The sequence below is a fragment of the Streptomyces macrolidinus genome (genome assembly GCF_023887685.1).
Taxonomy (GTDB): Bacteria; Actinomycetota; Actinomycetes; order Streptomycetales; family Streptomycetaceae; genus Streptomyces; species Streptomyces macrolidinus.
On record NZ_JAMWMR010000002.1, the window covers coordinates 258,783 to 279,639 of the forward strand.

Below are 20,857 nucleotides of genomic sequence, written 5' to 3' on the forward strand. Positions count from 1 at the left end.
GGGCAGGGCGCCGCCGCCACCGCGACGGCGCGGCGCCTCAGCCCAACTGCTCCGTCAGATACGCCCGCCACTGCCGCGTGAACTCCGCCGCGGTCGTCCCGAGGACCTTCTTCAGCGCGTCCTCGACGGCCCCCGCGCGCCGGGAGTGGTCGCCCACGGCCGCGTAGAAGTCGTGCAGGCGGGCCTCGCCCCAGCGGTCCGCGATCATCCGGCAGGCCAGCCAGCCGCCCTCGTAGGCCCGTGCCAGCTTGCCCGCGTCCGCGGCGAAGGCGAAGTCCGCGTCCTTCGGCAGCGCGCCCGGCAGATGCCCCTGCGCCACGAAGCGGTCGAGTTCGGGGGCCACCTCGGCGGGCGTACGACCGCTGCCGCGGTAGCCGATCCAGTCCGCGTAGCCCTCCGAGAGCCACAGCGGCGTGGCCGCGTCGGTGTGGGCGCGGGTGGCGACATGCGTGGTCTCGTGGGTGAGGACGACCTGCTTGCCCGGCTCGCTGAGGCCGCCGTACGCCTCGGGGTTCACGACGATCCGGTCCGCGGGCGCCTTCCCGCCCGTCTCCGCGGTGGTGACCGCGGCGATCCCCCGGTACCCGGCCGCGGGCGCGCCGAGCAGGCCCGCCATCCCGTTCAGCGTCCGCGGGACGACGACCACCACATGCCCCGGCCAGTCGTCGCCCCAGGCCGCGCTGACGGCGGGCACCGCCCGGTCCGCGAGGCGCGCCACGGCTCGCAGGGCGTACCGCGGCTGCCCGACCCCGAGGACGAGGCTGTGCGCCCCGTGGGCGACCTCGACGCTGCCCTGCTCCCACAGTTGCTCGCCGGTGCCGGGGGCGGGCTCGTCGGAGCCGACGTACCAGCGTCCGTCGGTGCGGGTCAGCCGCAGAACGCGGGCGGCGGTGACGGGCTCCCGGTCGTATCCCTGGACGCGGTAGCGCAGTTCGGCGTCGGCCGTGGCGCGGTCGCCGGTGCGGTGCAGGGCGGTGAGGCGGTACGACCAGGCGGCCAGCGGCACGTCGTGGAGGTGGTCGAAGGAGTCGGCGGCGTTCGCAGACGGCGCCCCGGTCGCCAGGAACGCGGACCGGTCCCGGTCCAGGACCGCCGCCGCCCGCCGGTCGAGCACCCGCTGTACGGCGGCCCTCTGCGCGCCCCCGTCCGGGCCGCCGCAGCCGACGAGCCCGGACCCGGCGAGCAGCAGCACACAGCACGCCACGACTCCCGGCACCCGCACCCGCCCTCGCCCAGCCACCGTCCGATGGTACGTGGCGGCCGGACCCGCTCCGGGGGCTGGATCAGGGCCTGGTGACCGACGAGACAGGCATCATCCCGACCGGGTCGTAGCGCACCACGGCGCCCGGGTGCGGGGCGTGGATGACCATGCCGCCGCCCACGTACATCCCCACATGGCTGGCGTCGTCGCGGTAGACGACCAGGTCGCCGGGGCGGGCCTCGGAGAGCGGCACCCGGCGTCCGGCGTAGCGCTGCTGCTGGGAGGTGCGCGGCAGTCCGATGCCCGCGTGCGCGTAGGACCACTGCATGAGGCCCGAGCAGTCGAAGCCGACCGGCCCGGTGGCGCCCCACACGTACGGGCGGCCGAGCGCGGAGCGGGCCGCGGCGACAGCGGCGGCTGCGCGGCCGTCGGGTGCGACCGCCACGCCCCTGAGGTCGGGCACGTCACCGGCGGAGCGGGACGCCCGCTCGTAGGCGCTGCGCTGCGCCATAGGCAGGGAGTTGAGCAGGCGCCGGGCCGCGGCGAGCTTCCGCTCGACCGCCTTCTTGTGCTGGGTGACCGCCTTGCGGCTCTTCTCCAGCGCGGCGCACTTCCTGGCCGCCTCCGCGCGTTCCTGGGCCAGTTCACGCAGCGCGGACTGAAGTTCCTTGAGCCGTAAGGCCTGATGGACGCCGATCCGGTCGAGGGCGGCGGCCCGGTCGAGGTAGGCGTCGGGGCTGTCGGAGAACAGCAGCGCGAGGGAGGGGTCGAGGCCGCCGGAGCGGTACTGGGCCCCGGCGAGCGCGCCGAGCGCGTCCCGCAGGGCGTTGACGCGGCCCTGCTGCCGTGCGATGCGGTCCTGCGCCTGACCGACCTGCCGACGCAGCGAACCGGCCTGCTCGGTGGCCTTGTCGTAGGCCTCGGTGGCCCGTTCGGCCTCCTGGTACAGCCGGTCGACCGTGGCACGGGCGTCGTCGTGCGGCACGGCGTTCGCCGGTACGACACCGATGGCGGCGGCTGCCGCCGCGGACACAACGGCCACGGTGGCGCCACGACCCCGGCCGAGGCCGGATGGTGCAAGGGCAGGCCCTGAACGGCGATGGGACCCCACGAGCTGTCGCACTCCCTTCCGCTGACACACCCCGCCCCTCGGCGGGGAAACGCGGCAGACAGTAGCCGGGTGATCACTCGGTGACCAAAGGCCGTTCGGGGGGCACACAATCCGACGCCCCGCCTCTGACGCAGGTCATCGGCGGGGCGCGGGGTCAGCGGAGGGCGCTGGAATTCGCTCGTTCGGGCGTGGTGACGCGAAGGACCTGGAAGGACCTGACGGGACGTCAGATGCGTACGCCGAACTGGAACGGCATGTTGTTGATCGACTCGTAGCGCACGACCGTGCCGGTGCGCGGGGCGTGCAGCACCTGGCCGTTGCCCGCGTAGAGGCCGACGTGGTGCTGGTCGCCGTAGAAGATGACCAGGTCGCCGACCTGGAGCTGGCTGGCGCTGTAGATGCGCGTGCCGTCGTTGGCCTGCGCCTGCGACTGGCGGGATATCGTGACGCCGGCCTGGGCGTAGGCCCAGGAGGTCAGACCCGAGCAGTCGAAGGAGGACGGGCCGGTGGCGCCCCAGACATAGGGCGAGCCGATCTTGGTCTGGGCGGCGGCGAAGGCGGCGGCGGCGCGACCGGAGGCGGGCTTGCTGGAGCCGGTCGGGGCGGTGCCGGTCGAGGCGGTGCCGGTGGAGGTGTTCAGCGCGCTGCGCTCGCTGGCACGGCTGGCGCGGTCCTCCTCCTTCTTCAGGGCCGCGCGCTCCTGGGCCGTCAGGCTGTTGAGCAGCCGCTGCGCCTCACCGAGCTTGCCCTGGACTTCCTTCTTCTTCTTGCCCAGTTCGGTGCGGGTGGTCGACAGATCCTTGAGCTTGTCGGAGGCTTCCTTGCGCTGCTGGGCCAGCTCGCGCTGCTTCTCCTGGATCTTCTTCAGCGCCTCGACCTGCTGGCCGCTGAGCTGGTCGAGCGTGGACGCCTGATCGAGGAAGTCGTCCGGGTTCGCGGAGAGGAAGAGCTGCAGGGACGGGTCGATGCTGCCGGTGCGGTACTGGGCGCTGGCCATCGTGCCGATGCCCTCGCGCAGCTTGTTGAGGTCTTCCTGGCCGCGGGCGACGGTGTCCTGAAGCGTGGAGATCTGCTTCTCCAGCTTCTCCTGCTTCTCCTTGGCCCCGTTGTACTTCTCGGTGGCCTTCTCCGCGTCTTCGTAGAGCTTGTCGACCTTGGACTTGACCTCGTCCTTCGTCGGCTTCGCGTTGGGCGCGGCGTTGGCCGCCTGCGCACTGAGGGCCACGGCTGCCGCGGCGACGGTGGTGAGCACGGTCACGCGGGTGCGGCTCGGCTGCTTGGGTCGACGGTGGGACGCCACGAAGGCGATCTCCTTCTTCCTTCAGCCGCCTACCGACACGCCGGCGGGCGGTGACCCTTCGCCGTCACCCCCAATGAGTGATCACCCGAGCGAAGGTTCGAGGCCAGACCCTAGTGACCTTCCTGTGATCAGTTCAAATCCTGACGTGAAAATTCTCCGTCACGGTGTGCATTCTTTGCACTCAACTCACGTGCAGTGATGTCCGATTGACGCTACGTTGCGTGAGGGGCGTACCAATCCGGGCATCCCCGACGGATGTTGCGGTTGGTGCGTACGGGACTCATGGGGCACCGGCCGCGGAGTTCCGCGGACGGGCGGAACGGGGCGGCGACTTCAGGGGTGACTTCAGGACAGCCGCTTGAGCAGGACCGCGGACGCGACCGGGCGCGCCCCCGCCCTGGCGACCCCGTCGGCCACCTCACGGTCGGTGGAGGCGACGATGACCGGCCGGCCCGGCGGCTCCGCGCGCACCAGTTGGCGGATCAACTCATCGGCCGTGACGCCCGGTTTGGAGAACAGCACGCGCACCCCGCGCGGCGGGGCCAGCAGAACGGGCGCGGCCAGCTCGGCCCCGTCGAAGACACACGTGACCTCGGCGCCGGTCTTCGCGGCGAGTTGCGAGAGCTGCCCGAGGATCCTGAGCCGCTGCTTCTCCAACGGCATCTGCGGATAGCCGGTCTTGGTGACGTTGTAGCCGTCGACGACCAGATGCGCCTGCGGCAGCGCCAGCAACTGGTCCAGGATCGCGGGGTCGTTGTCGGACAGCGCGCGGGCCGCGATGTCCTTCGGGGTCATCCGGCCCGGCTCCACCGCGTCCACGGTGTCCGCGGGACGTACGGACACCGGCGGCAACGCGAGTTCGCGCCGCAGCCCCTGGGCCGCGTCCAACACCGTGTCGAGCAGCAGCCGTACGCGCATGTCCTCGACGCTGCGGCCCTCGCGCGCCGCCCTGCGCGTGGCCTCCAGGGCGGCTTCCGCCTCCCCGAGGCGCGCCTTGAGCCGCCGGGTCTCGCTCTCGGCGGCCGAGACGCGCGTATGGCTCTCGGCCCGTACGGCCTCCATCTCGCCGCGCGCCTTGCGCAGGGCGGCCTCGCCGCGCTTGACGTCGCTGAGGGCGGCGCGCAGCTTGCGCTGAAGCGATTCGGCCTCCTTGCGCGCCGAGTCCAGCTCCGCGCGCAGGCGTTCGGTCTCCGTGCGGGTGTGGGCGCGGGCGGCCGTCAACTCCGCGCGCAGCCGCTCCAGCTCGGCGCGGCTCTCCTCGTCGGCCCGCTCGGCGTCCGCGCGTTGGACCTCCTCGCCCGCGGCGGTCACCAGCTTCACCCAGCCCGCGGGGCGCAGCACATAGGCCGCCGCCGCCACGTCGACGGGGTTCGCGGCGGGCGGGGGCGCGCCGGAGTCGAGGGCGTCGGTGAGTTCCGGCTGGGCCTCTTTGAGCTTCTCCCCGATGCGCCGGCGGAACACCGGGTCGTTCTCCACGGCCGCCGCCATGGCGTTACCGGCGAACTTGGCCCGGCGGGTGGGCGTGAACCGGGCGTACTGCCGCAGTTGCGCGGGCAGTTCGCCGAGCGTCAGCCCGCCGAAGCCGTCGGCCACGATCTGCACGACCCGGCGGCGCACGCCGTCGGGCAGCGGACGGTCGAGCACCTCAGCGGTGCCGTCGGCCGGCTCCCCGCCCATGGTCTCCACGATCCGTCACCCCACTACCTGTGCGGAAGCCGCTCCTTCAGGAGCCGGCGCCCGGCCTGTCCACGAGTTCCACCTGGTCCACGGCGTTGCACCAGCGGCAACGCACGGACTCGATGGTCTCACTGACCACCTCGCGCTCCTCCACCTCGGGTTCACCGGACAGATCGAGATGCACGTACTCCACGACCTTCGACGAACGGGTCACATCGAAACGCGTGAGGTTGCCGCAGAGCGTGCAGCGCCAGCGGGTCTTCTCGGTCGGCAGGGGAACCGTCATCGTGGCCGCTCTTCCTTCTTCCAGTCTCCGTGATGCGCCAGCTTCCCTGGAGCGTGTGGCTCGTAACCCTACGGCCTGGCGGGTGTCCCATGCCCGCCCGTCCGGAACGGCGAGGCACTCTGTGCGTATCCGTCCGGTTACGCCATGCTCTGTCCCATGCGCTCCACCTGGAACAGGGCGGTCGGCAGAGCGGTGCGGGACCCCTCGGCGCCGATGACCCACGGGCTGATCGCCCTGTGCTGCTTCCTCTTCGTGATCGGACCGGCCGCGGGCCTGATCCCCGCGTACGGCACCGGGGAGGCGCTGATCGCCGCCCAGCGGGCCTACTTCGGCCACTGGGGCGTGGTGCCCGCGGAGCTGTTCAGCGGGGCGCCACGGGCCGTACTCACCCCCGCCACGGCGCTGTTCGTGCACGGGAGCTGGGTGCATCTGCTCGGCAACATGCTCTTCCTCCATGTCTTCGGGGCGATGACCGAGGAGCGGATGGGCCGCCTGGAGTTCGCCCTGTTCTATCTGGGCTGCGGCGCTCTGGCACTGCTCGGGTACGCGGCGGCCGACGCCGACTCGGCCCAGAGCCTGGTCGGGGCGTCCGGCGCGATCTCCGGTGTCCTCGGCGCCTTCCTCTTCCTGTTCCCGAGGGCCAGGGTCACCAGTCTCTTCCCGTTCCTGCTCTTCCTCCCGCTGCGCTTCCCGGCCTGGGTGGTGCTGCCCTTCTGGGCGAGCCTGCAGTGGCTGGCGGCCGGCCGGGCCACCGAGAGCCCGGGGGTCGCCTACCTCGCCCATGTGATCGGGTTCTCGCTGGGCTTCCTCTACGCGTGGGTGCGCTACGGACGTACGAGTAGGGTGAAATCCCCAGCCAAGGCCCCCGAGGGAGAACACCAGCCGTGATCACCGCGATCGTCCTCATCAAGACCAGCGTGGACCGGATCCCCGAGATCGCCGAGTCGATCGCCGCTCTGGACTGCGTCAGCGAGGTCTTCTCCGTCACCGGTACCTACGACCTCATCGCCATGGTCCGGGTGAAGGCCCACGACGACCTCGCCGACGTCATCCCCGGCCGCATCAGCAAGATCCCGGGCGTCCTGGCCACGGACACGCATGTCGCCTTCCGCACGTACTCGCAGCACGACCTGGAGGCGGCGTTCGCGATCGGTCTGGACAACTAGGGCCGGCTCTCTACGACCGCCCGGCCCCGCGGACCACGAGTTCCCGCACCGCGCGCAGGAACCGCTCCACGTGCTCGTCGGGGGTGCCCGCGCCGAAGCTGACGCGGATCGCGTTCAGGGGCTTCTCGCCGGGCGCGCTCTCGGGGGCGTTCCCGGCGGCGTTCTCAGGGGCGCCGCACTCCCCCGGTGTGCGCGGGTCGCCGCCGAGCAGGGTGCGCACCAGAGGGTGGGCGCAGAACAGGCCGTCCCGTACGCCGATCCCGTACCCGGCGGAGAGCGCGGCGGCGAAGCGGGAGCCGTCCCAGCCCTCGACGACGAAGGACAGCACGCCGACCCGGGGCGCCTCGTCGCCGAAGAGCGAGAGCACCGTGACCTCCGGGATCTCGGCGAGCCCGTCCCTGACCGTACGGACCAGATGCTGCTCGCGGTCGACCAGTGACGCGAACCCGGCCTCGGTGAGGGCCCGGCACGCGGCGGCGATGGCGTAGGCGCCGATCACGTTGGGCGACCCGGCCTCGTGCCGCGCGGCGCCCTCGTGCCACTCGACGTCCACTCCCCCGTCCGTACGCCGGGTGACGCTGCGGCTGGCGCCGCCGCCCGCGAGGTACGGCTCGGCCGCGCGCAGCCAGTCGGCGCGACCGGCGAGGACGCCGGAGCCGAAGGGGGCGTACAGCTTGTGCCCGGAGAAGGCGACCCAGTCGACGTCCAGGTCGCGCACGGACACCGGGTGATGCGGGGCGAGCTGGGCGGCGTCCAGGACGATCCGGGCGCCGTGCGCGTGGGCAGCCGCCGCCAGCTCGCGTACGGGCCACCGCTCGCCGGTGACGTTGGAGGCGCCGGTGACGCAGACGAGGGCCGGGCCGTGGGGGTCCCGGTCGGCCAGGGCGTGCTCCAGGGTCTCCACGGCCTGGCGCGGCGTGCGCGGCGCGTCGAGGTAGGTGACGTCGGAGTTCCGCCAGGGCAGCAGGGAGGCGTGGTGCTCGGTCTCGAAGACGAAGACCCGGCAGCCCGCCGGGAGGGCCGCGGCGAGCAGGTTGAGCGAGTCGGTGGTGGACCGGGTGAAGATCACCTCATGTCCGTCCGCGCAGTCGAGGAAGTCGGCGACGGTCCGGCGGGCGTTCTCGAAGAGGTCGGTGGACACCTGCGAGAGATGCCCGGCGCCGCGGTGGACGCTGCCGTAGTAGGGCGCGTACGCCGCCACGTCGTCCCAGACCCGCTGGAGCGCGGGGGCGCTGGCGGCGTAGTCGAGCGCGGCGTAGGTGATCTCGCCGCCGGACGCGAGCGGGACGGTGACGTCACGGCCCAGCACGGGCAGCGGAGCCGGGAGGGACGGGGCGGCGGCAGGGGTGAGGACAGACATGGGTGCACTCCCGTGAGAGCAGACGGAACCACCGTGCCGGGCGGCGCACGCGAGAGCACGCCTGCGTCAGCGGCACAGGGTGAAGTGGAGAAGGGGGATGCGGGGGTGGGGCCGGACGGCCCTAACGCATTCGCTTGCTCACGGGGAGGCTCCCTCGTACGACCAGGACCCCTGGTGACGCGAGGGGTCCGCGCTTGCCGTGGGCCTTGCTGCTCACGGCCTGGTCTTCACCCGGGGCACCCCGCCACGGACGGAGGGTTGCCGGACAGTCGGCCGGGGCCTTGCGACTGTCACTCATGACCTGGTTCAGGACCGTACGGGACGTGATCGTCCGGCCGCAACTCCTGTCCGGATAGCGGGATGTACGGCGCTCTGCCCGCCTCTTGAGGAAACACGCCTCTTGATGAAGAGACACCGAGGAAGCACGACGGCGCGGAGCCCGGCGTCATGCCGGACTCCGCGCCCTCGCCGCGCCTATGCGTTGCTCGCGGCCACCCAGCGCTCCAGCGTCCGCCGGGCCGCGCCCGAGTCGATCGACTCCGCGGCCTGCTCCATCCCGGCGCGGATCTGCTCGGCCAGCGAGGCCCCCGTGGGCTCCAGCGCCACCAGCGCCGCCGCCGAGTTCAGCAGCACCGCGTCCCGTACCGGCCCGGTCTCGCCCTCCAGCAGCCGCCGCGCGACGTCCGCGTTGTACGAGGCGTCCGCGCCCCGCAGCGCCTCCAGGGGCACCAGGTCGATACCGACGTCCCGGGGATCGAAGTGCTCCTCGGTCACCTTGCCGTCCCGGACGATCCACACATGGGACGTGGAGGTCGTGGTCAGCTCGTCGAGGCCGTCGTCGCCGCGGAACACCAGGGAGGAGTTGCCGCGTTCGGCGAAGACGCCGGCCACGATCGGCGCCTCGTGCGCGATGGCCACGCCGACCGCCTGCGACTTCACCTTCGCCGGATTGGTCAGCGGACCGAGGAGGTTGAACACCGTCCGGATCCCCAACTGCCCGCGCGCGGCGCCGACATGGCGCAGTGCCGGATGGAACTTCACCGCGAAGCAGAAGGTGATCCCGGCCTCCTGGGCGACCTCCACGACCCGCTTCGGGGTCAGGTCGAGGTTGACGCCCAGCTTCTCCAGCACGTCGGACGCCCCGGACGCCGAGGACGCGGCACGGTTGCCGTGCTTGACGACCTTCGCGCCGGTACCCGCGACGACGATCGACGACATGGTGGAGATGTTCACCGTCTTCGCGCCGTCGCCGCCCGTACCGACGATGTCGACGGTGGCGCCCGGTACCTCTATCACGTTCGCGTGCTCGTACATCGTGCGGACGAGCCCGTTGATCTCCTCGACCGTCGCGCCCTTGGCGCGCAGGGACACCGCGAACCCGGCGATCTGCGCGTCGGTCGCCTCCCCGCGCATGATCAGGTTCATCGCCCAGGCGGTGTCGTCCGCGGTGAGGTTCCGGCCCTCCAGCAGGCCGTTCAGCAGGGCGGGCCAGGAACGGGCCGCCGCGGTGTCGCCTCCAGCGGGGGTCACAGCAGTCATCAGCCGCTCCTGGGGTGATGTCCCGAACGGGACGCGAATCGAACTGGTACCAGCCTATCCAGCTCCGGACACGAGGAAGGACCCCGTCCGCAGTGCAGACGGGGTCCTTCGTGGCGTGGCGTGCCGCGATCAGTGGTGGCCGTGGCCGCTCGTGATCTCCTTGTACTCCTCAGCCGTGGGCTTGGGGATCTGGTTCTCTTCCCCGAAGTACGCGGTGCTCAGCTTGGCGCGGAGCTTCTGCGAACCCTTGAGCTTCCGCTCGACGCCGTTCTCGTCGACGAGCGGGCCGATCTCGGCCGGCTGGTACTGCTCGTGCGCGGTGAGCGTGTGGAGCTGCTCCTGGCTGAGCGGCTCGTGCACCTCGATGAACTCACCGTGCGGCAGCCGCTTGATGATGCCCGACTCGCGGCCGTGCAGCACCTTGTCGCGGTCGCGGCGCTGGAGGCCGAGGCAGATCCGCTTGGTGATGATGAACGCGAGGACCGGTCCGACGAAGAACGTGATACGGACGAACCAGGTGATCGCGTTGATCGACAGGTGGAAGTGCGTGGCCCACAGGTCGTTGCCACCGCCGACCAGCATCACCAGGTAGGCGGTGAGCCAGGCGACACCGAACGCGGTACGCGTCGGGGCGTTGCGCGGACGGTCCAGGATGTGGTGCTCGCGCTTGTCGCCGGTGACCCACGACTCGATGAACGGGTAGACCGCGATCGCGGCGAGGACCAGCGGGAAGATCACCAGCGGGATGAACACACCCAGGACGAGCGTGTGACCCCACAGGTTGATCTCCCAGCCCGGCATCACACGGATCAGACCCTCGGCGAAGCCCATGTACCAGTCGGGCTGGGCGCCCGTGGACACCTGGTCCGCGCGGTAGGGGCCGATGCCCCAGATCGGGTTGATCGAGGCGATCGCCGCGATGGCCGCGATGACACCGAAGACCAGGAAGAAGAAGCCTCCGGCCTTGGCCATGTACACCGGCAGCAGCGGCATGCCGACGACGTTGTTGTTCGTCTTGCCGGGACCCGCGAACTGCGTGTGCTTGTGGTAGAAGACCAGGATCAGGTGCGCGACCATCAGGCCGAGCATGATGCCGGGCAGCAGCAGGATGTGGATCGAGTAGAAGCGGGCCACGAAGTCGTGCCCCGGGAACTCGCCGCCGTAGAGGAACATCGAGATGTACGTACCGACGATCGGCACGGACAGGATCGCGCCCTCCATGAAGCGGACACCGGTGCCGGAGAGCAGGTCGTCCGGGAGCGAGTAACCGGTGAAGCCGGTGAACATGCCGAGGACGAACAGCAGGAAGCCGAACAGCCAGTTGACCTCACGCGGCTTGCGGAACGCGCCCGTGAAGAACACGCGCATCATGTGCACGAACATGCCGGCGAGGAAGATCAGCGCGGCCCAGTGGTGGATCTGCCGGATCAGCAGACCACCGCGGACCTCGAAGCTGATGTGCATGGTCGAGTTGAAGGCCTCGCTCATCAACTGACCCTGCAACGGCACGTAACTGCCGTCGTAGACCACCTCGTTCATCGACGGGTGGAAGAACAGCGTCAGATACACACCCGTGAGGATGATGATGATGAAGCTGTACATGCACACTTCGCCCAACATGAACGACCAGTGGTCGGGGAAGATCTTGCGCATGTTGGCCTTGGCCAGGGAGTAGATCCCCAGGCGACCGTCGGCCCAGTCCGCTACACGCTCGCCGGCCGGCGGCTCTCGGCGCGCGCCGGACTCGTTGCTCGGGTTAGTGCTCATCCGCGCTCCCAGAATGCAGGACCGACGGGCTCTTCGAAGTCGCCGAGCGCTTCGAGGTAACCATCCGCGTTGACGCCGATGCGCAGCTGCGGCAGGGCGTGCCCGGCCGGGCCGAAGATGACCCGGGCACCGTCGGAGAGGTCGAAGGTGGACTGGTGACACGGGCAGAGGACGTGGTGCGTCTGCTGCTCGTAGAGGGAGATCGGGCAACCGACGTGGGTGCAGATCTTCGAGTAGGCCACGATGCCCTCGTGGGACCACTCGAGTTCCTTCTTGTCCTTGATGTCGACCGGCTCCAGCCGGACGAGCATCAGGGCCGCCTTGGCGATCTCGTTCTGGAATTCCTCGTCGTGCTCCTCCAGGCCCTCGGGCTTGGCGAAGGTGAGCGAGCCGACCGCGACGTCCGAAGGACGCATCGGCTGGTTCGTGTTCATGTTGACGAGGAGCTTGCCGTTGCGCCAGGCGGTGTGGCGCAGCTTCGTCCCGGGCTTCGGGCCGAGGCCGCCCAGCAGGAAGAGGCTGGAGAGCGGCACCACGGTCAGCGCACCGAACATCGTGGTGCGGATGAGCTTGCGGCGGCCGATCGCGGATTCCTTGGCACCCTGGCGGAAGTCGGCCATGACCTTCGCCTTGACCTCGGGCGAGGCCTCGATCGGGTGACGCTCGTCGGCGACCTCCACGTCGGACATCAGGGTGCGGGCCCAGTGGACCGCGCCCGCGCCGATCGCGAACAGCGCCACGCCCAGCGTCAGGCCCAGCGCGAAGTTGAGCGCGCTGACGTGACCGAGCGGGAAGACGTAGATCGACTTGTCGACCGGGATCGCGAGGTACGAGGCGATGAAGCCGACGGCGGCCAGCATCGACAGCGTGAACAGCAGGGCTACCGTGCGCTCGGAGCGCTTGGCGGCCCGCTCGTCGATGTCCTGGATCCGGGGCTCGTGGGGCGGGAGACCCGGATCGGCGAACGGGTTCCTCTCGTCCGCGACCTCACCGGCCGCGGACTCCTGCTCAGCGGGCAGGTTCTCTTCGGGAATGTCTTGGCTACTCATGACTTCTTGGCCTTTGCGGTCCGAGCGGCGACCCAGACGGCGACCGCGATCAGCGCACCGAGTCCGAAGATCCAGGCGAACAGGCCCTCGGAGACCGGGCCGAGACCGCCCAGCTCCAGACCGCCCGGGTTCTTGGTCTCATCGCTGTTGACCGCGTCGAGGTACGCGATGATGTCCTTCTTGTTCTCCGACGACAGCGTGGTGTCGGGGAAGGACGGCATGTTCTGCGGGCCGGTCTGCATGGCCTCGTAGAGATGCTTCGGAGAGACACCCTCAAGGGTCGGCGCGAACTTGCCGTGCGTCAGCGCGCCACCCTTGCCGGTGAAGTTGTGGCACTGCGCGCAGTTCTGGCGGAAGAGCTCGCCACCCCGACCGAGGTCAGCACCCTCGGGGCTGTACTCGTTCGTCGTCGGCACGGCCGGACCGGCGCCGAGGGAGGCGACGAAGGCCGCGAGCTGGTCGATCTCGGCCTGCGTGTAGATGGTCTTCTTCCGCGGGACCTGGGCGCCCTGGGAAGTGGCGGCCGGCATACGGCCGGTGCCCACCTGGAAGTCCACGGCCGCGGCGCCTACGCCCACCAGGCTCGGGCCGTCGGAGCTGCCCTGACCGCCGGTGCCGTGGCAGCTTGCGCAACCCACCTGGTAGAGCTTCTTGCCCTCTTCGATGGCGAGGGACTGCGCGGTCTCATCGGCCTGTGCCTTGCTCGCGGGCGCGAACGCGGCGTACAGCCCCCCGGTGGCCGCCAGCGCGAGGAGTAGGACGACGACAGCCGCCAGCGGATGGCGTCGTCGTGCGGAGAGCTTTTTCACGGATTACCCCGGTGTCAGGATCTTCTGCGTCGATGCTTCTGGAAATGGATCGTGTCGTCGCGAGCGATCGGCTCCCCCCGATCGGGTGACCGTTCGCCTTCGCCGACCGATTACTTGATCATGTAGATCGTGGCGAAGAGGCCGATCCAAACGACATCGACGAAGTGCCAGTAGTAGGACACGACGATGGCGGCGGTCGCCTGCTCATGAGTGAACCTCTTCGCCGCGTAGGTGCGTCCGAGGACCAACAGGAAGGCGATGAGACCGCCGGTCACATGCAGTCCGTGGAATCCGGTGGTCAGATAGAACACCGAGCCGTACGGGTCCGAGGACAGCGAGAGGCCGTCCTTCTTGACCAGCTCGGTGTACTCGAAGACCTGGCCACCGATGAAGATCGCACCCATGATGAAGGTGAGGATGAACCAGCCCCGGAGCTTCTTCACGTCCCCGCGCTCGGCGGCGAAGACGCCGAGCTGACAGGTCAGTGAGGAAAGCACCAGGATGGTGGTGTTCGTCGCCGAGAACGGGAAGTTGAGAGCACTCGCCATCTCCTTCCAGTGCTCGGGCCCGGTCACCGATCGCAGGGTGAAGTACATCGCGAAGAGGGCCGCGAAGAACATCAGCTCGGAACTCAGCCAGATGATGGTTCCGACGCTGGTGAGGTTCGGTCGATTGACCGACGGGTGCGCGTGCCCGGTTTCTACTGTCGTTGCTGTCGCCACGACCGACATTATGTCGGTCGCTTATCCCGCCCTCACGCCGGGGGGTGCTGTTCGGGGCCGCCGTACCGTGTGTACTGCCCGGATGGCGCATCAAAGCGGTGTTCCGGCCCGCTGTTGACGCGGTACGCGAGGGAGTACGATCCGGCGCAACGATCCGTTCCGTACGACGCAGACGTCCCGGAGGGAACATGCAGCCGACCGCCACGGTGCTGGTCTACAGCGACGACTCCACCACCCGAGAACAGGTGCGGCTCGCGACCGGGCGCAGGCCCGCCGCGGACCTTCCCGAGGTCGAGTTCGTGGAGTGCGCGACACCGGGCGCCGTCCTCAGAGAGCTGCACCGGGGCGGCATCGACGTGTGCGTCCTGGACGGCGAGGCCGTGCCGATGGGCGGGATGGGCGTCTGCCGGGAGATCAAGGACGAGATCTTCGAGTGCCCGCCCGTGCTGCTGCTGATCGCCCGGCCGCAGGACGCCTGGCTGGCGACGTGGAGCCGGGCGGACGCCGCTGTGGCGCTGCCGGTCGAGCCGGTCGAGTTCGCCTCGGCCCTGGCCACGCTGCTGCGGCGCAAGGCCCTGGTGAGCGCCTGAGGGCTGCCCCCGGGGCTCCTGGGAGGCCGGGCCTCCCAGGAGCCTCAGGCGGCCTCGGGGCGCAGTCGTGCGCGGTCCTGGGGGCTCGCGCCGTCGGGCGAGCCGACCAGGGCGCTGCCCTTGCGCCACTTCGTCCAGTCGAGGTTCCAGTCGCCGTAGCCGTTGCCGAACGGGGCCATGTCCTCGCCCCCGGAGTTGATGACCTTGACGACGTCGCCGACCCGCACGGTGTCGTAGAACCACTGGGCGTTGCCGTTGCTCATCCCGGTGCAGCCGTGGCTGACGTTGGCGTACCCCTGGGAGCCGACGGACCAGGGCGCGGCGTGCACGTACTCACCGCTGTAGGTGACCTGGGCCGCCCAGTGGACCAGGAGGTCGTAGGAGTCCGAGGAGCCCTCGGCGATGCCGATGCTGGTTCCCCGCATCCGTACGGTGGGCTCCTTGCTCAATATGACCTTGACGCCGTTGCGGGTGGCGTAGCCCGGTCTGCCCGTGGTGACGGGGATCTGCCGGATCGGCTTGTCGTCCTTGTAGACCGTCAGCAGATGGGTGGCGGCGTCCGTGACGGCCACGACGCGGTCGCCGGTGGTGATCTTCAGGGGCTTGGTGTCGGCGCCCCAGAGGTGGTCGGAGATCTTCACGTCCGCGAGGTTGCTGTGGACCGTGATGGTGGCGTGGGCGGGCCAGTACTCCTTGGGGCGGTAGTGGAGCGTCTTGTCGTCGACCCAGTACCAGGAGCCCTGCGCCGCGGGCTGCGAGTCCACCTTGAGGGCACGCTCCACGACGGCCCGGGACGCCTTGTCCTTGACGGGCTCGCTGAGTTCGGCGGTGACGGGCTGGCCGACGCCGTAGGTACCGGCCTTGGGGCCGAAGGTGACGTTCAGCCGCTTCTTGGTCTCGGGTGTGCTGGTGCGGACGTCGTAGACCTTGCGGCCGGGGGCGCCGTCGTCGTCCTCCGTGCTCACCTGCACCGTGTAGCGGGTGCCTGCGGCCAGGGGGGACGTGCTGTGCCAGCGGCTGCCGTCCGCGGTGAGTTCACCCGCCACGTGGCGTCCTCGGGCGTCGGTGGTCGTCACGTCCGTGATGCGCCCGTCCGAGCCCGCGAGGGAGACCTCCAGGGGCTTGTCGGGGTCGGCCTTCTTGCCGTCCCCCACGGGCACGTTGAAGTCGATGTCGTCGGAGGCGTCGTACGGCTTCTCCGAGAGCGGGTCGCCCGCCCCGCAGGCGACGGGGCCCGCGCCCAGGGCGATCGCCAACAGAGCGCACCCGACGGCTTTACGGTGCCGCGGGGCCCGCGCCGGCAGTCGCGGGTCGGAGGCTGCTGCGCGCCGGAAGAACACTGAGTGGCTCATGCCCTCACGCTAGGGAGGGCCCCCCGCCGCGGCATGCCGAGTGAGCCGTCCGAGGGAAGAGGCGAGGACCGAATGAGGGAGCCCGGACGCTCCTTGCGGAGTGTCCGGGCTCTCGTGCGCTCAGCGCGTGTTACTGGGTGCGGTTCTCACCGCGGTAGTACTCGAAGACCCAGCCCCACAGACCCACGAGGATGATCGGAGCCGAGAAGTACATGAGCCACCAGCCGACCGCGACACCGAGGAAGGCGAGCGCGCCACCGACAGCGAGGGCGAGCGGCTGCCAGCTGTGCGGGCTGAAGAAGCCCAGCTCGCCGGCGTCGTCCGCGACATCGGCTTCCTTGTTGTCCTGGGCGCCCGTGTCGACTCGCCTGGCCGTGAAGGTCAGGTAGTAGCCGACCATGATGCTCAGGCCGAAGGCCAGGAAGAGCGCGGTGGAGCCGGCCGGTTCCTTCGACCACACGGCGTAGACGATCGCCATGGCCAGGATGAAGACGGACAGCCAGATGAACATCTTGCCTTGGATCTTCACTTGCCGGCCTCCTTTCCACCGGTGATGCCCTTGCTGCTACCGGCACCGGCACCGACCGTCTCGAGCTGCTCGAGCGCGGCGATCTCCGGGTAGTGCAGGTCGAAGGCGGGCGATTCGGAACGGATCCGCGGCAGCGTGAGGAAGTTGTGCCGCGGCGGCGGGCAGGACGTCGCCCACTCGAGCGAACGGCCGTAGCCCCACGGGTCGTCGACCTCGACCTTCTTGCCGTACTTGGCCGTCTTCCACACGTTGTAGAAGAAGGGCAGCATCGACAGGCCGAGCAGGAACGAGCTGATCGTCGAGACCATGTTCAGGGCGGTGAAGCCGTCGGCCGCGAGGTAGTCCACGTAACGACGCGGCATACCCTCGGCGCCCAGCCAGTGCTGGACAAGGAAGGTGCCGTGGAAGCCGAAGAACAGCGTCCAGAACGTGATCTTGCCGAGGCGCTCGTCGAGCATCTTGCCCGTGAACTTCGGCCACCAGAAGTGGAATCCGGCGAACATCGCGAAGACGACCGTACCGAAGATCACGTAGTGGAAGTGCGCCACCACGAAGTACGAGTCCGTGATGTGGAAGTCGAGCGGCGGCGAGGCCAGGATGACACCGGTCAGACCACCGAAGGTGAAGGTGATCAGGAAGCCGAGGGTCCACAGCATCGGGGTCTCGAAGGACAGCGAGCCCTTCCACATCGTTCCGATCCAGTTGAAGAACTTCACGCCGGTCGGAACGGCGATGAGGAACGTCATGAAGGAGAAGAACGGGAGCAGTACCCCACCGGTGGCGTACATGTGGTGCGCCCACACCGTCACCGAGAGACCGGCGATGGCGATCGTCGCGCCGACCAGGCCGAAGTAACCGAACATCGGCTTGCGGCTGAAGACCGGGATGATCTCGGAGATGATCCCGAAGAACGGCAGGGCGATGATGTACACCTCTGGATGGCCGAAGAACCAGAAGAGGTGTTGCCACAGCAACGCGCCGCCGTTGGCCGCGTCGAAGATGTGCGCACCGAACTTGCGGTCCGCCTCCAGGGCGAACAGCGCGGCGGCGAGGACCGGGAAGACCAGCAGGACGAGCAGGGCCGTCAGCAGCACGTTCCACACGAAGATCGGCAGGCGGAACATGGTCATGCCCGGCGCACGCATGCAGATGATCGTGGTGATGAAGTTGACCGCACCGAGGATCGTGCCGAAGCCGGAGAAGGCCAGACCCATGATCCACAGGTCGGAGCCGATGCCCGGCGAACGGACCGCGTCCGTCAGCGGGCTGTAGGCGAACCAACCGAAGTCAGCCGCGCCGTCCGGGGTGAGGAAGCCACCGAGGGCGATGAGCGAGCCGAACAGGTAGAGCCAGTAGGCGAACATGTTCAGCCGCGGGAACGCCACGTCGGGCGCGCCGATCTGCAGCGGCATGATCCAGTTCGCGAAGCCGGCGAACAGCGGCGTGGCGAACATCAGCAGCATGACCGTGCCATGCATGGTGAACGCCTGGTTGAACTGTTCCTTCGACAGGACCTGCAGGCCCGGACGGGCCAGCTCGGCGCGCATCAGCAGCGCCATGATGCCGCCGATGATGAACATCGCGAAGGACGTGATCAGATACAGCGTGCCGATCGTCTTGTGGTCCGTGGTGGTCAGCCACTTGACGACGACATTGCCGGGTTGCCTGTGCCGGACCGGCAGCTCGTTCTCGTACGAGTCTTCTGCTGCCGCGGCACCCTGGGGTTCGTTGAGGATGCTCACAGTGTGTTCGCCTTCCGGTTCTTCTCGTGGCTCGTCTGCGCGATACCAGCGGGGATGTAACCGGTCTGGCCCTTCTTGGCAAGGTCCTTGAGGTGCTGCTCGTAACGCTCGGGCGAGACGACCTTCACGTTGAACAGCATGCGGGCGTGGTCGACGCCGCAGAGTTCGGCGCACTTGCCGAGGAAGGTGCCTTCCTTGTTGGGCGTCGCCTGGAAGGCGTTGGTGTGGCCCGGGATGACGTCCTGCTTCATCAGGAACGGCACCACCCAGAAGGAGTGGATGACGTCACGCGAAGTGAGGACGAAGCGGACCGTCTTGCCCTTGGGCAGCCAGAGGGTCGGGCCGGGGTTGCCGGTCTGGGGGTTCCGCGTGGCGGGCGTGCCGAAGTCGTAGACGCCCCCGGCGTTCGCCGGGAACTCCTTCTTGTACCGGTCCGGAATCGCGTTGAGGTTCGGATCGGTCTTGGCGTCGCCCGTCACCCCGTCCATGGGGGTGATGTAGTTGAAGCCCCAGCTCCACTGATAGCCGACGACGTTGACGGTGACGTCGGGCTTCTTGGAGAGGTCCATGAGCTTCGACTCATCACGCGCGGTGAAGTAGAAGAGCACGGAGACGATGATGAGCGGGACCACGGTGTACAGCGCCTCGATGGGCATGTTGTACCGGGTCTGCGCGGGAACCTCGATCTTGGTGCGGCTGCGCCGGTGGAAGAACACGCTCCACAGGATCAGGCCCCACACCAGGCAGCCGATGGCGAGCGCGGCCGCCCAGGACCCCTGCCACAGGGAGAGGATCCTCGGAGCCTCTTCCGTGGTCGGGGTCGGCATGCCAAGCCGGGGGAAGTCCTTATAAGTGCAACCGGTGGCGGTCGCCAGGACCAGGCCCGCAGTCAGCGCCTGCAGCAGCTTCCGCCGCATCGGGCGCCGCGGCGAGCGGTCGGAGCCGTTGGGACTCACGTAGCGCCTTCCCGAGAGTCTCGCCCGCGCGGTTGGCTGCGGCCTTCTCGCAGGTCGGCTGCCGCCCTGCGTCGGGCAGGGGTTTGGATGTTTATGCGGACCAAACCCTACTGGACGCCATTTGGGGTCGCGCGGGGAGGGTACCCAACGCGCCGCCGGACACCCCGAAGGAGCGACCGGGCCCTGGAAGCACCGGCCGCGGGACCCCGCCGGGCAGGTCACCGCCTCCCTCAGCAGGCCGCGTGTGCCCAGGAGTTAGCGTTGCGGTGTGTCCTACTTCGACGCGGCTTCCGCCGCTCCGCTGCACCCCGTCGCCCGCCAGGCCCTCGCGGCCTCGCTCGACGAGGGGTGGGCCGATCCCGCCCGGCTGTACCGCGAGGGGCGCCGGGCCCGGCTGCTGCTCGACGCGGCGCGCGAGGCGAGCGCCGAGGCGGTGGGCTGCCGCCCGGACGAGCTGGTGTTCACCGCGTCCGGCACCCGCGCGGTGCACTCCGGGATCGCGGGGCTGCTGGCGGGCCGCCGCCGCACCGGACGCCACCTGATCGTGTCCTCGGTCGAACACTCCTCTGTTCTGCACGCGGCACAGGCGTGCGAGGCGGGCGGCGGGACGGTGACCCGGGTGCCGGTCTCCCGCGCGGGCGCGGTCGATGCCGGGGCGTACGAGGAGGCGCTGCGCCCGGACACCGCGCTCGCCTGTCTTCAGTCGGCCAACCACGAGGTGGGCACGGTGCAGCCGGTGGCCGAGGTGGCCGCCGTGTGCCGGGCGGCCGGGGTGCCGTTGCTGGTGGACGCGGCGCAGTCGCTGGGCTGGGGTCCGGTGGAGGGCGACTGGTCGGCACTGACCGCCAGTGCGCACAAATGGGGCGGACCGCCAGGTGTCGGACTTCTCGTAGTACGTAAGGGAGTACGGTTCGCACCCCAAGGCCCGGCGGACGAGCGGGAGTCGGGACGGGCCGCGGGGTTCGAGAACATCCCGGCGATCGTGGCGGCGGCGGCCTCGCTGCGGGCGGTGCGCGCGGAGGCGGCCGAGGAGGCGGTACGGCTGCGGGAGCTGACGGAGCGGATCCGGGCGCGGGTGCCGGAGCTGGTCCCGGATGTGGAGGTGGTGGGCGACCCCGTGCGGCGCCTGCCGGGGATCGTCACCTTCTCCTGTCTCTATGTGGACGGCGAGAGTCTGCTCCATGAGCTGGACCGCGCGGGCTTCTCGGTGTCGTCCGGATCGTCCTGTACGAGCAGCACGCTGACACCGAGCCATGTGCTGACGGCGATGGGCGTGCTGAGCGAGGGCAACGTACGGGTGTCGCTGCCGCCCGGCACCCCGGCGGAGGAAGTCGACCGATTCCTTTCGGTGCTGCCGGGCGCGGTGGCGGGGGTGCGGGAGAAGCTGGGCGCGCCCTCGGCCGTACGTCCGGCCGCGCACGGGGAGCAGGACGCTCTCGTCGTGGACGCCCTCGGCAAGCTCTGCCCGCTGCCGGTGATCGAGCTGGCGAAGGTCATCGGGGACGTCCCGGTCGGCGCCACGGTGCGGGTCCTGTCCGACGACGAGGCGGCGCGGTGGGACATCCCCGCGTGGTGCCAGATGCGGGAACAGGAGTACGTCGGGGAGGAACCGGCGAACCGGGGCGCGGCCTATGTGGTGCGGCGGCTGACCTGAGACGGCTGTCCTGAGGGGTATGGACCCCTCAGGACCTCGTGCCGCCC

General features: G+C 69.7%; 19 protein-coding genes and 1 riboswitch. Of the genes, 4 read left to right on the plus strand and 15 right to left on the minus strand.

What is annotated here, in order from left to right; translation table 11 throughout:
• Positions 1-37 precede the first annotated feature (37 nt).
• The 5 genes from NGF19_RS03365 to NGF19_RS03385 all read right to left on the minus strand — a co-directional run bounded on the left by NGF19_RS03365 (position 38) and on the right by NGF19_RS03385 (position 5,575).
• Complete coding sequence (locus tag NGF19_RS03365) at positions 38-1,240, minus strand: hypothetical protein (protein ID WP_252422032.1); 1,203 nt, start codon at positions 1,238-1,240, stop codon at positions 38-40.
• Between the two features lie 43 nt (positions 1,241-1,283).
• On the minus strand, positions 1,284-2,312 hold the full coding sequence (locus NGF19_RS03370) for a C40 family peptidase (RefSeq protein WP_252422034.1): 1,029 nt from the start codon (positions 2,310-2,312) through the stop codon (positions 1,284-1,286).
• 226 nt (positions 2,313-2,538) lie between these two features.
• Positions 2,539-3,612 (minus strand): C40 family peptidase, encoded by a 1,074-nt coding sequence (locus tag NGF19_RS03375; RefSeq protein WP_252422035.1) that lies wholly within the window; start codon positions 3,610-3,612, stop codon positions 2,539-2,541.
• 345 nt (positions 3,613-3,957) lie between these two features.
• A complete protein-coding gene (locus NGF19_RS03380; protein WP_252422225.1) occupies positions 3,958-5,301 on the minus strand; it encodes an NYN domain-containing protein in 1,344 nt (447 codons plus the stop codon).
• Positions 5,302-5,335: 34 nt separating this feature from the next.
• Positions 5,336-5,575, minus strand: a complete 240-nt coding sequence (locus NGF19_RS03385) for a hypothetical protein (protein WP_252422036.1) — start codon at positions 5,573-5,575, stop codon at positions 5,336-5,338.
• 156 nt (positions 5,576-5,731) lie between these two features.
• Here NGF19_RS03385 and NGF19_RS03390 point away from each other — a divergent pair, with 156 nt between their 5' ends.
• Together NGF19_RS03390 and NGF19_RS03395 are read left to right on the plus strand one after the other, a co-directional pair.
• The gene (locus NGF19_RS03390; RefSeq protein WP_252422037.1) at positions 5,732-6,463 is read left to right on the plus strand and encodes a rhomboid family intramembrane serine protease; all 732 of its coding nucleotides are present in this window, start codon (positions 5,732-5,734) and stop codon (positions 6,461-6,463) included.
• Complete coding sequence (locus tag NGF19_RS03395) at positions 6,460-6,741, plus strand: Lrp/AsnC family transcriptional regulator (RefSeq protein ID WP_252422038.1); 282 nt, start codon at positions 6,460-6,462, stop codon at positions 6,739-6,741. The genes NGF19_RS03390 and NGF19_RS03395 overlap by 4 nt, the downstream gene beginning before the upstream one ends.
• Positions 6,742-6,751: 10 nt before the next feature.
• Here NGF19_RS03395 and NGF19_RS03400 read toward each other — a convergent pair whose 3' ends face one another.
• The 6 genes from NGF19_RS03400 to ctaE all read right to left on the minus strand — a co-directional run bounded on the left by NGF19_RS03400 (position 6,752) and on the right by ctaE (position 13,996).
• Positions 6,752-8,101: an aminotransferase class V-fold PLP-dependent enzyme gene (locus NGF19_RS03400; RefSeq protein WP_252422039.1), complete on the minus strand. Its 1,350-nt coding sequence runs from the start codon at positions 8,099-8,101 to the stop codon at positions 6,752-6,754.
• A 185-nt stretch (positions 8,102-8,286) separates the two neighbouring features.
• Positions 8,287-8,403: riboswitch (SAM riboswitch) on the minus strand.
• A gap of 172 nt (positions 8,404-8,575) precedes the next feature.
• On the minus strand, positions 8,576-9,640 hold the full coding sequence (gene trpD / locus NGF19_RS03405; RefSeq protein ID WP_252422040.1) for an anthranilate phosphoribosyltransferase: 1,065 nt from the start codon (positions 9,638-9,640) through the stop codon (positions 8,576-8,578).
• Positions 9,641-9,769: 129 nt separating this feature from the next.
• On the minus strand, positions 9,770-11,407 hold the full coding sequence (gene qcrB / locus NGF19_RS03410) for a cytochrome bc1 complex cytochrome b subunit (RefSeq protein WP_252422041.1): 1,638 nt from the start codon (positions 11,405-11,407) through the stop codon (positions 9,770-9,772).
• A complete protein-coding gene (gene qcrA / locus NGF19_RS03415; RefSeq protein ID WP_252422042.1) occupies positions 11,404-12,456 on the minus strand; it encodes a cytochrome bc1 complex Rieske iron-sulfur subunit in 1,053 nt (350 codons plus the stop codon). The genes qcrB and qcrA overlap by 4 nt, the downstream gene beginning before the upstream one ends.
• On the minus strand, positions 12,453-13,265 hold the full coding sequence (gene qcrC, locus NGF19_RS03420; protein WP_252422043.1) for a cytochrome bc1 complex diheme cytochrome c subunit: 813 nt from the start codon (positions 13,263-13,265) through the stop codon (positions 12,453-12,455). Before qcrC ends, qcrA begins: the two co-directional genes overlap by 4 nt.
• Before the next feature lie 110 nt (positions 13,266-13,375).
• Complete coding sequence (ctaE, locus tag NGF19_RS03425; protein ID WP_252422044.1) at positions 13,376-13,996, minus strand: aa3-type cytochrome oxidase subunit III; 621 nt, start codon at positions 13,994-13,996, stop codon at positions 13,376-13,378.
• 179 nt (positions 13,997-14,175) lie between these two features.
• Between ctaE and NGF19_RS03430 the strand changes: the two genes are divergently transcribed.
• Complete coding sequence (locus tag NGF19_RS03430; RefSeq protein WP_252422045.1) at positions 14,176-14,577, plus strand: response regulator; 402 nt, start codon at positions 14,176-14,178, stop codon at positions 14,575-14,577.
• 44 nt (positions 14,578-14,621) lie between these two features.
• Here NGF19_RS03430 and NGF19_RS03435 read toward each other — a convergent pair whose 3' ends face one another.
• The 4 genes from NGF19_RS03435 to ctaC form a co-directional block, all read right to left on the minus strand.
• On the minus strand, positions 14,622-15,929 hold the full coding sequence (locus NGF19_RS03435; RefSeq protein ID WP_252422046.1) for a L,D-transpeptidase: 1,308 nt from the start codon (positions 15,927-15,929) through the stop codon (positions 14,622-14,624).
• Positions 15,930-16,059: 130 nt separating this feature from the next.
• Positions 16,060-16,458: a cytochrome c oxidase subunit 4 gene (locus NGF19_RS03440; protein WP_252422047.1), complete on the minus strand. Its 399-nt coding sequence runs from the start codon at positions 16,456-16,458 to the stop codon at positions 16,060-16,062.
• On the minus strand, positions 16,455-18,200 hold the full coding sequence (gene ctaD, locus NGF19_RS03445) for an aa3-type cytochrome oxidase subunit I (RefSeq protein ID WP_252422048.1): 1,746 nt from the start codon (positions 18,198-18,200) through the stop codon (positions 16,455-16,457). Before ctaD ends, NGF19_RS03440 begins: the two co-directional genes overlap by 4 nt.
• Entirely contained in the window at positions 18,197-19,156 is a 960-nt protein-coding gene (gene ctaC / locus NGF19_RS03450; RefSeq protein WP_252422049.1) for an aa3-type cytochrome oxidase subunit II, read from the minus strand. Before ctaC ends, ctaD begins: the two co-directional genes overlap by 4 nt.
• 268 nt (positions 19,157-19,424) lie before the next feature.
• Here ctaC and NGF19_RS03455 point away from each other — a divergent pair, with 268 nt between their 5' ends.
• Positions 19,425-20,810 carry a cysteine desulfurase/sulfurtransferase TusA family protein gene (locus NGF19_RS03455; protein ID WP_252422050.1) on the plus strand — a complete coding sequence of 462 codons (1,386 nt, stop codon included), beginning with the start codon at positions 19,425-19,427 and terminating at the stop codon, positions 20,808-20,810.
• The last annotated feature ends 47 nt before the right edge of the window (positions 20,811-20,857 follow it).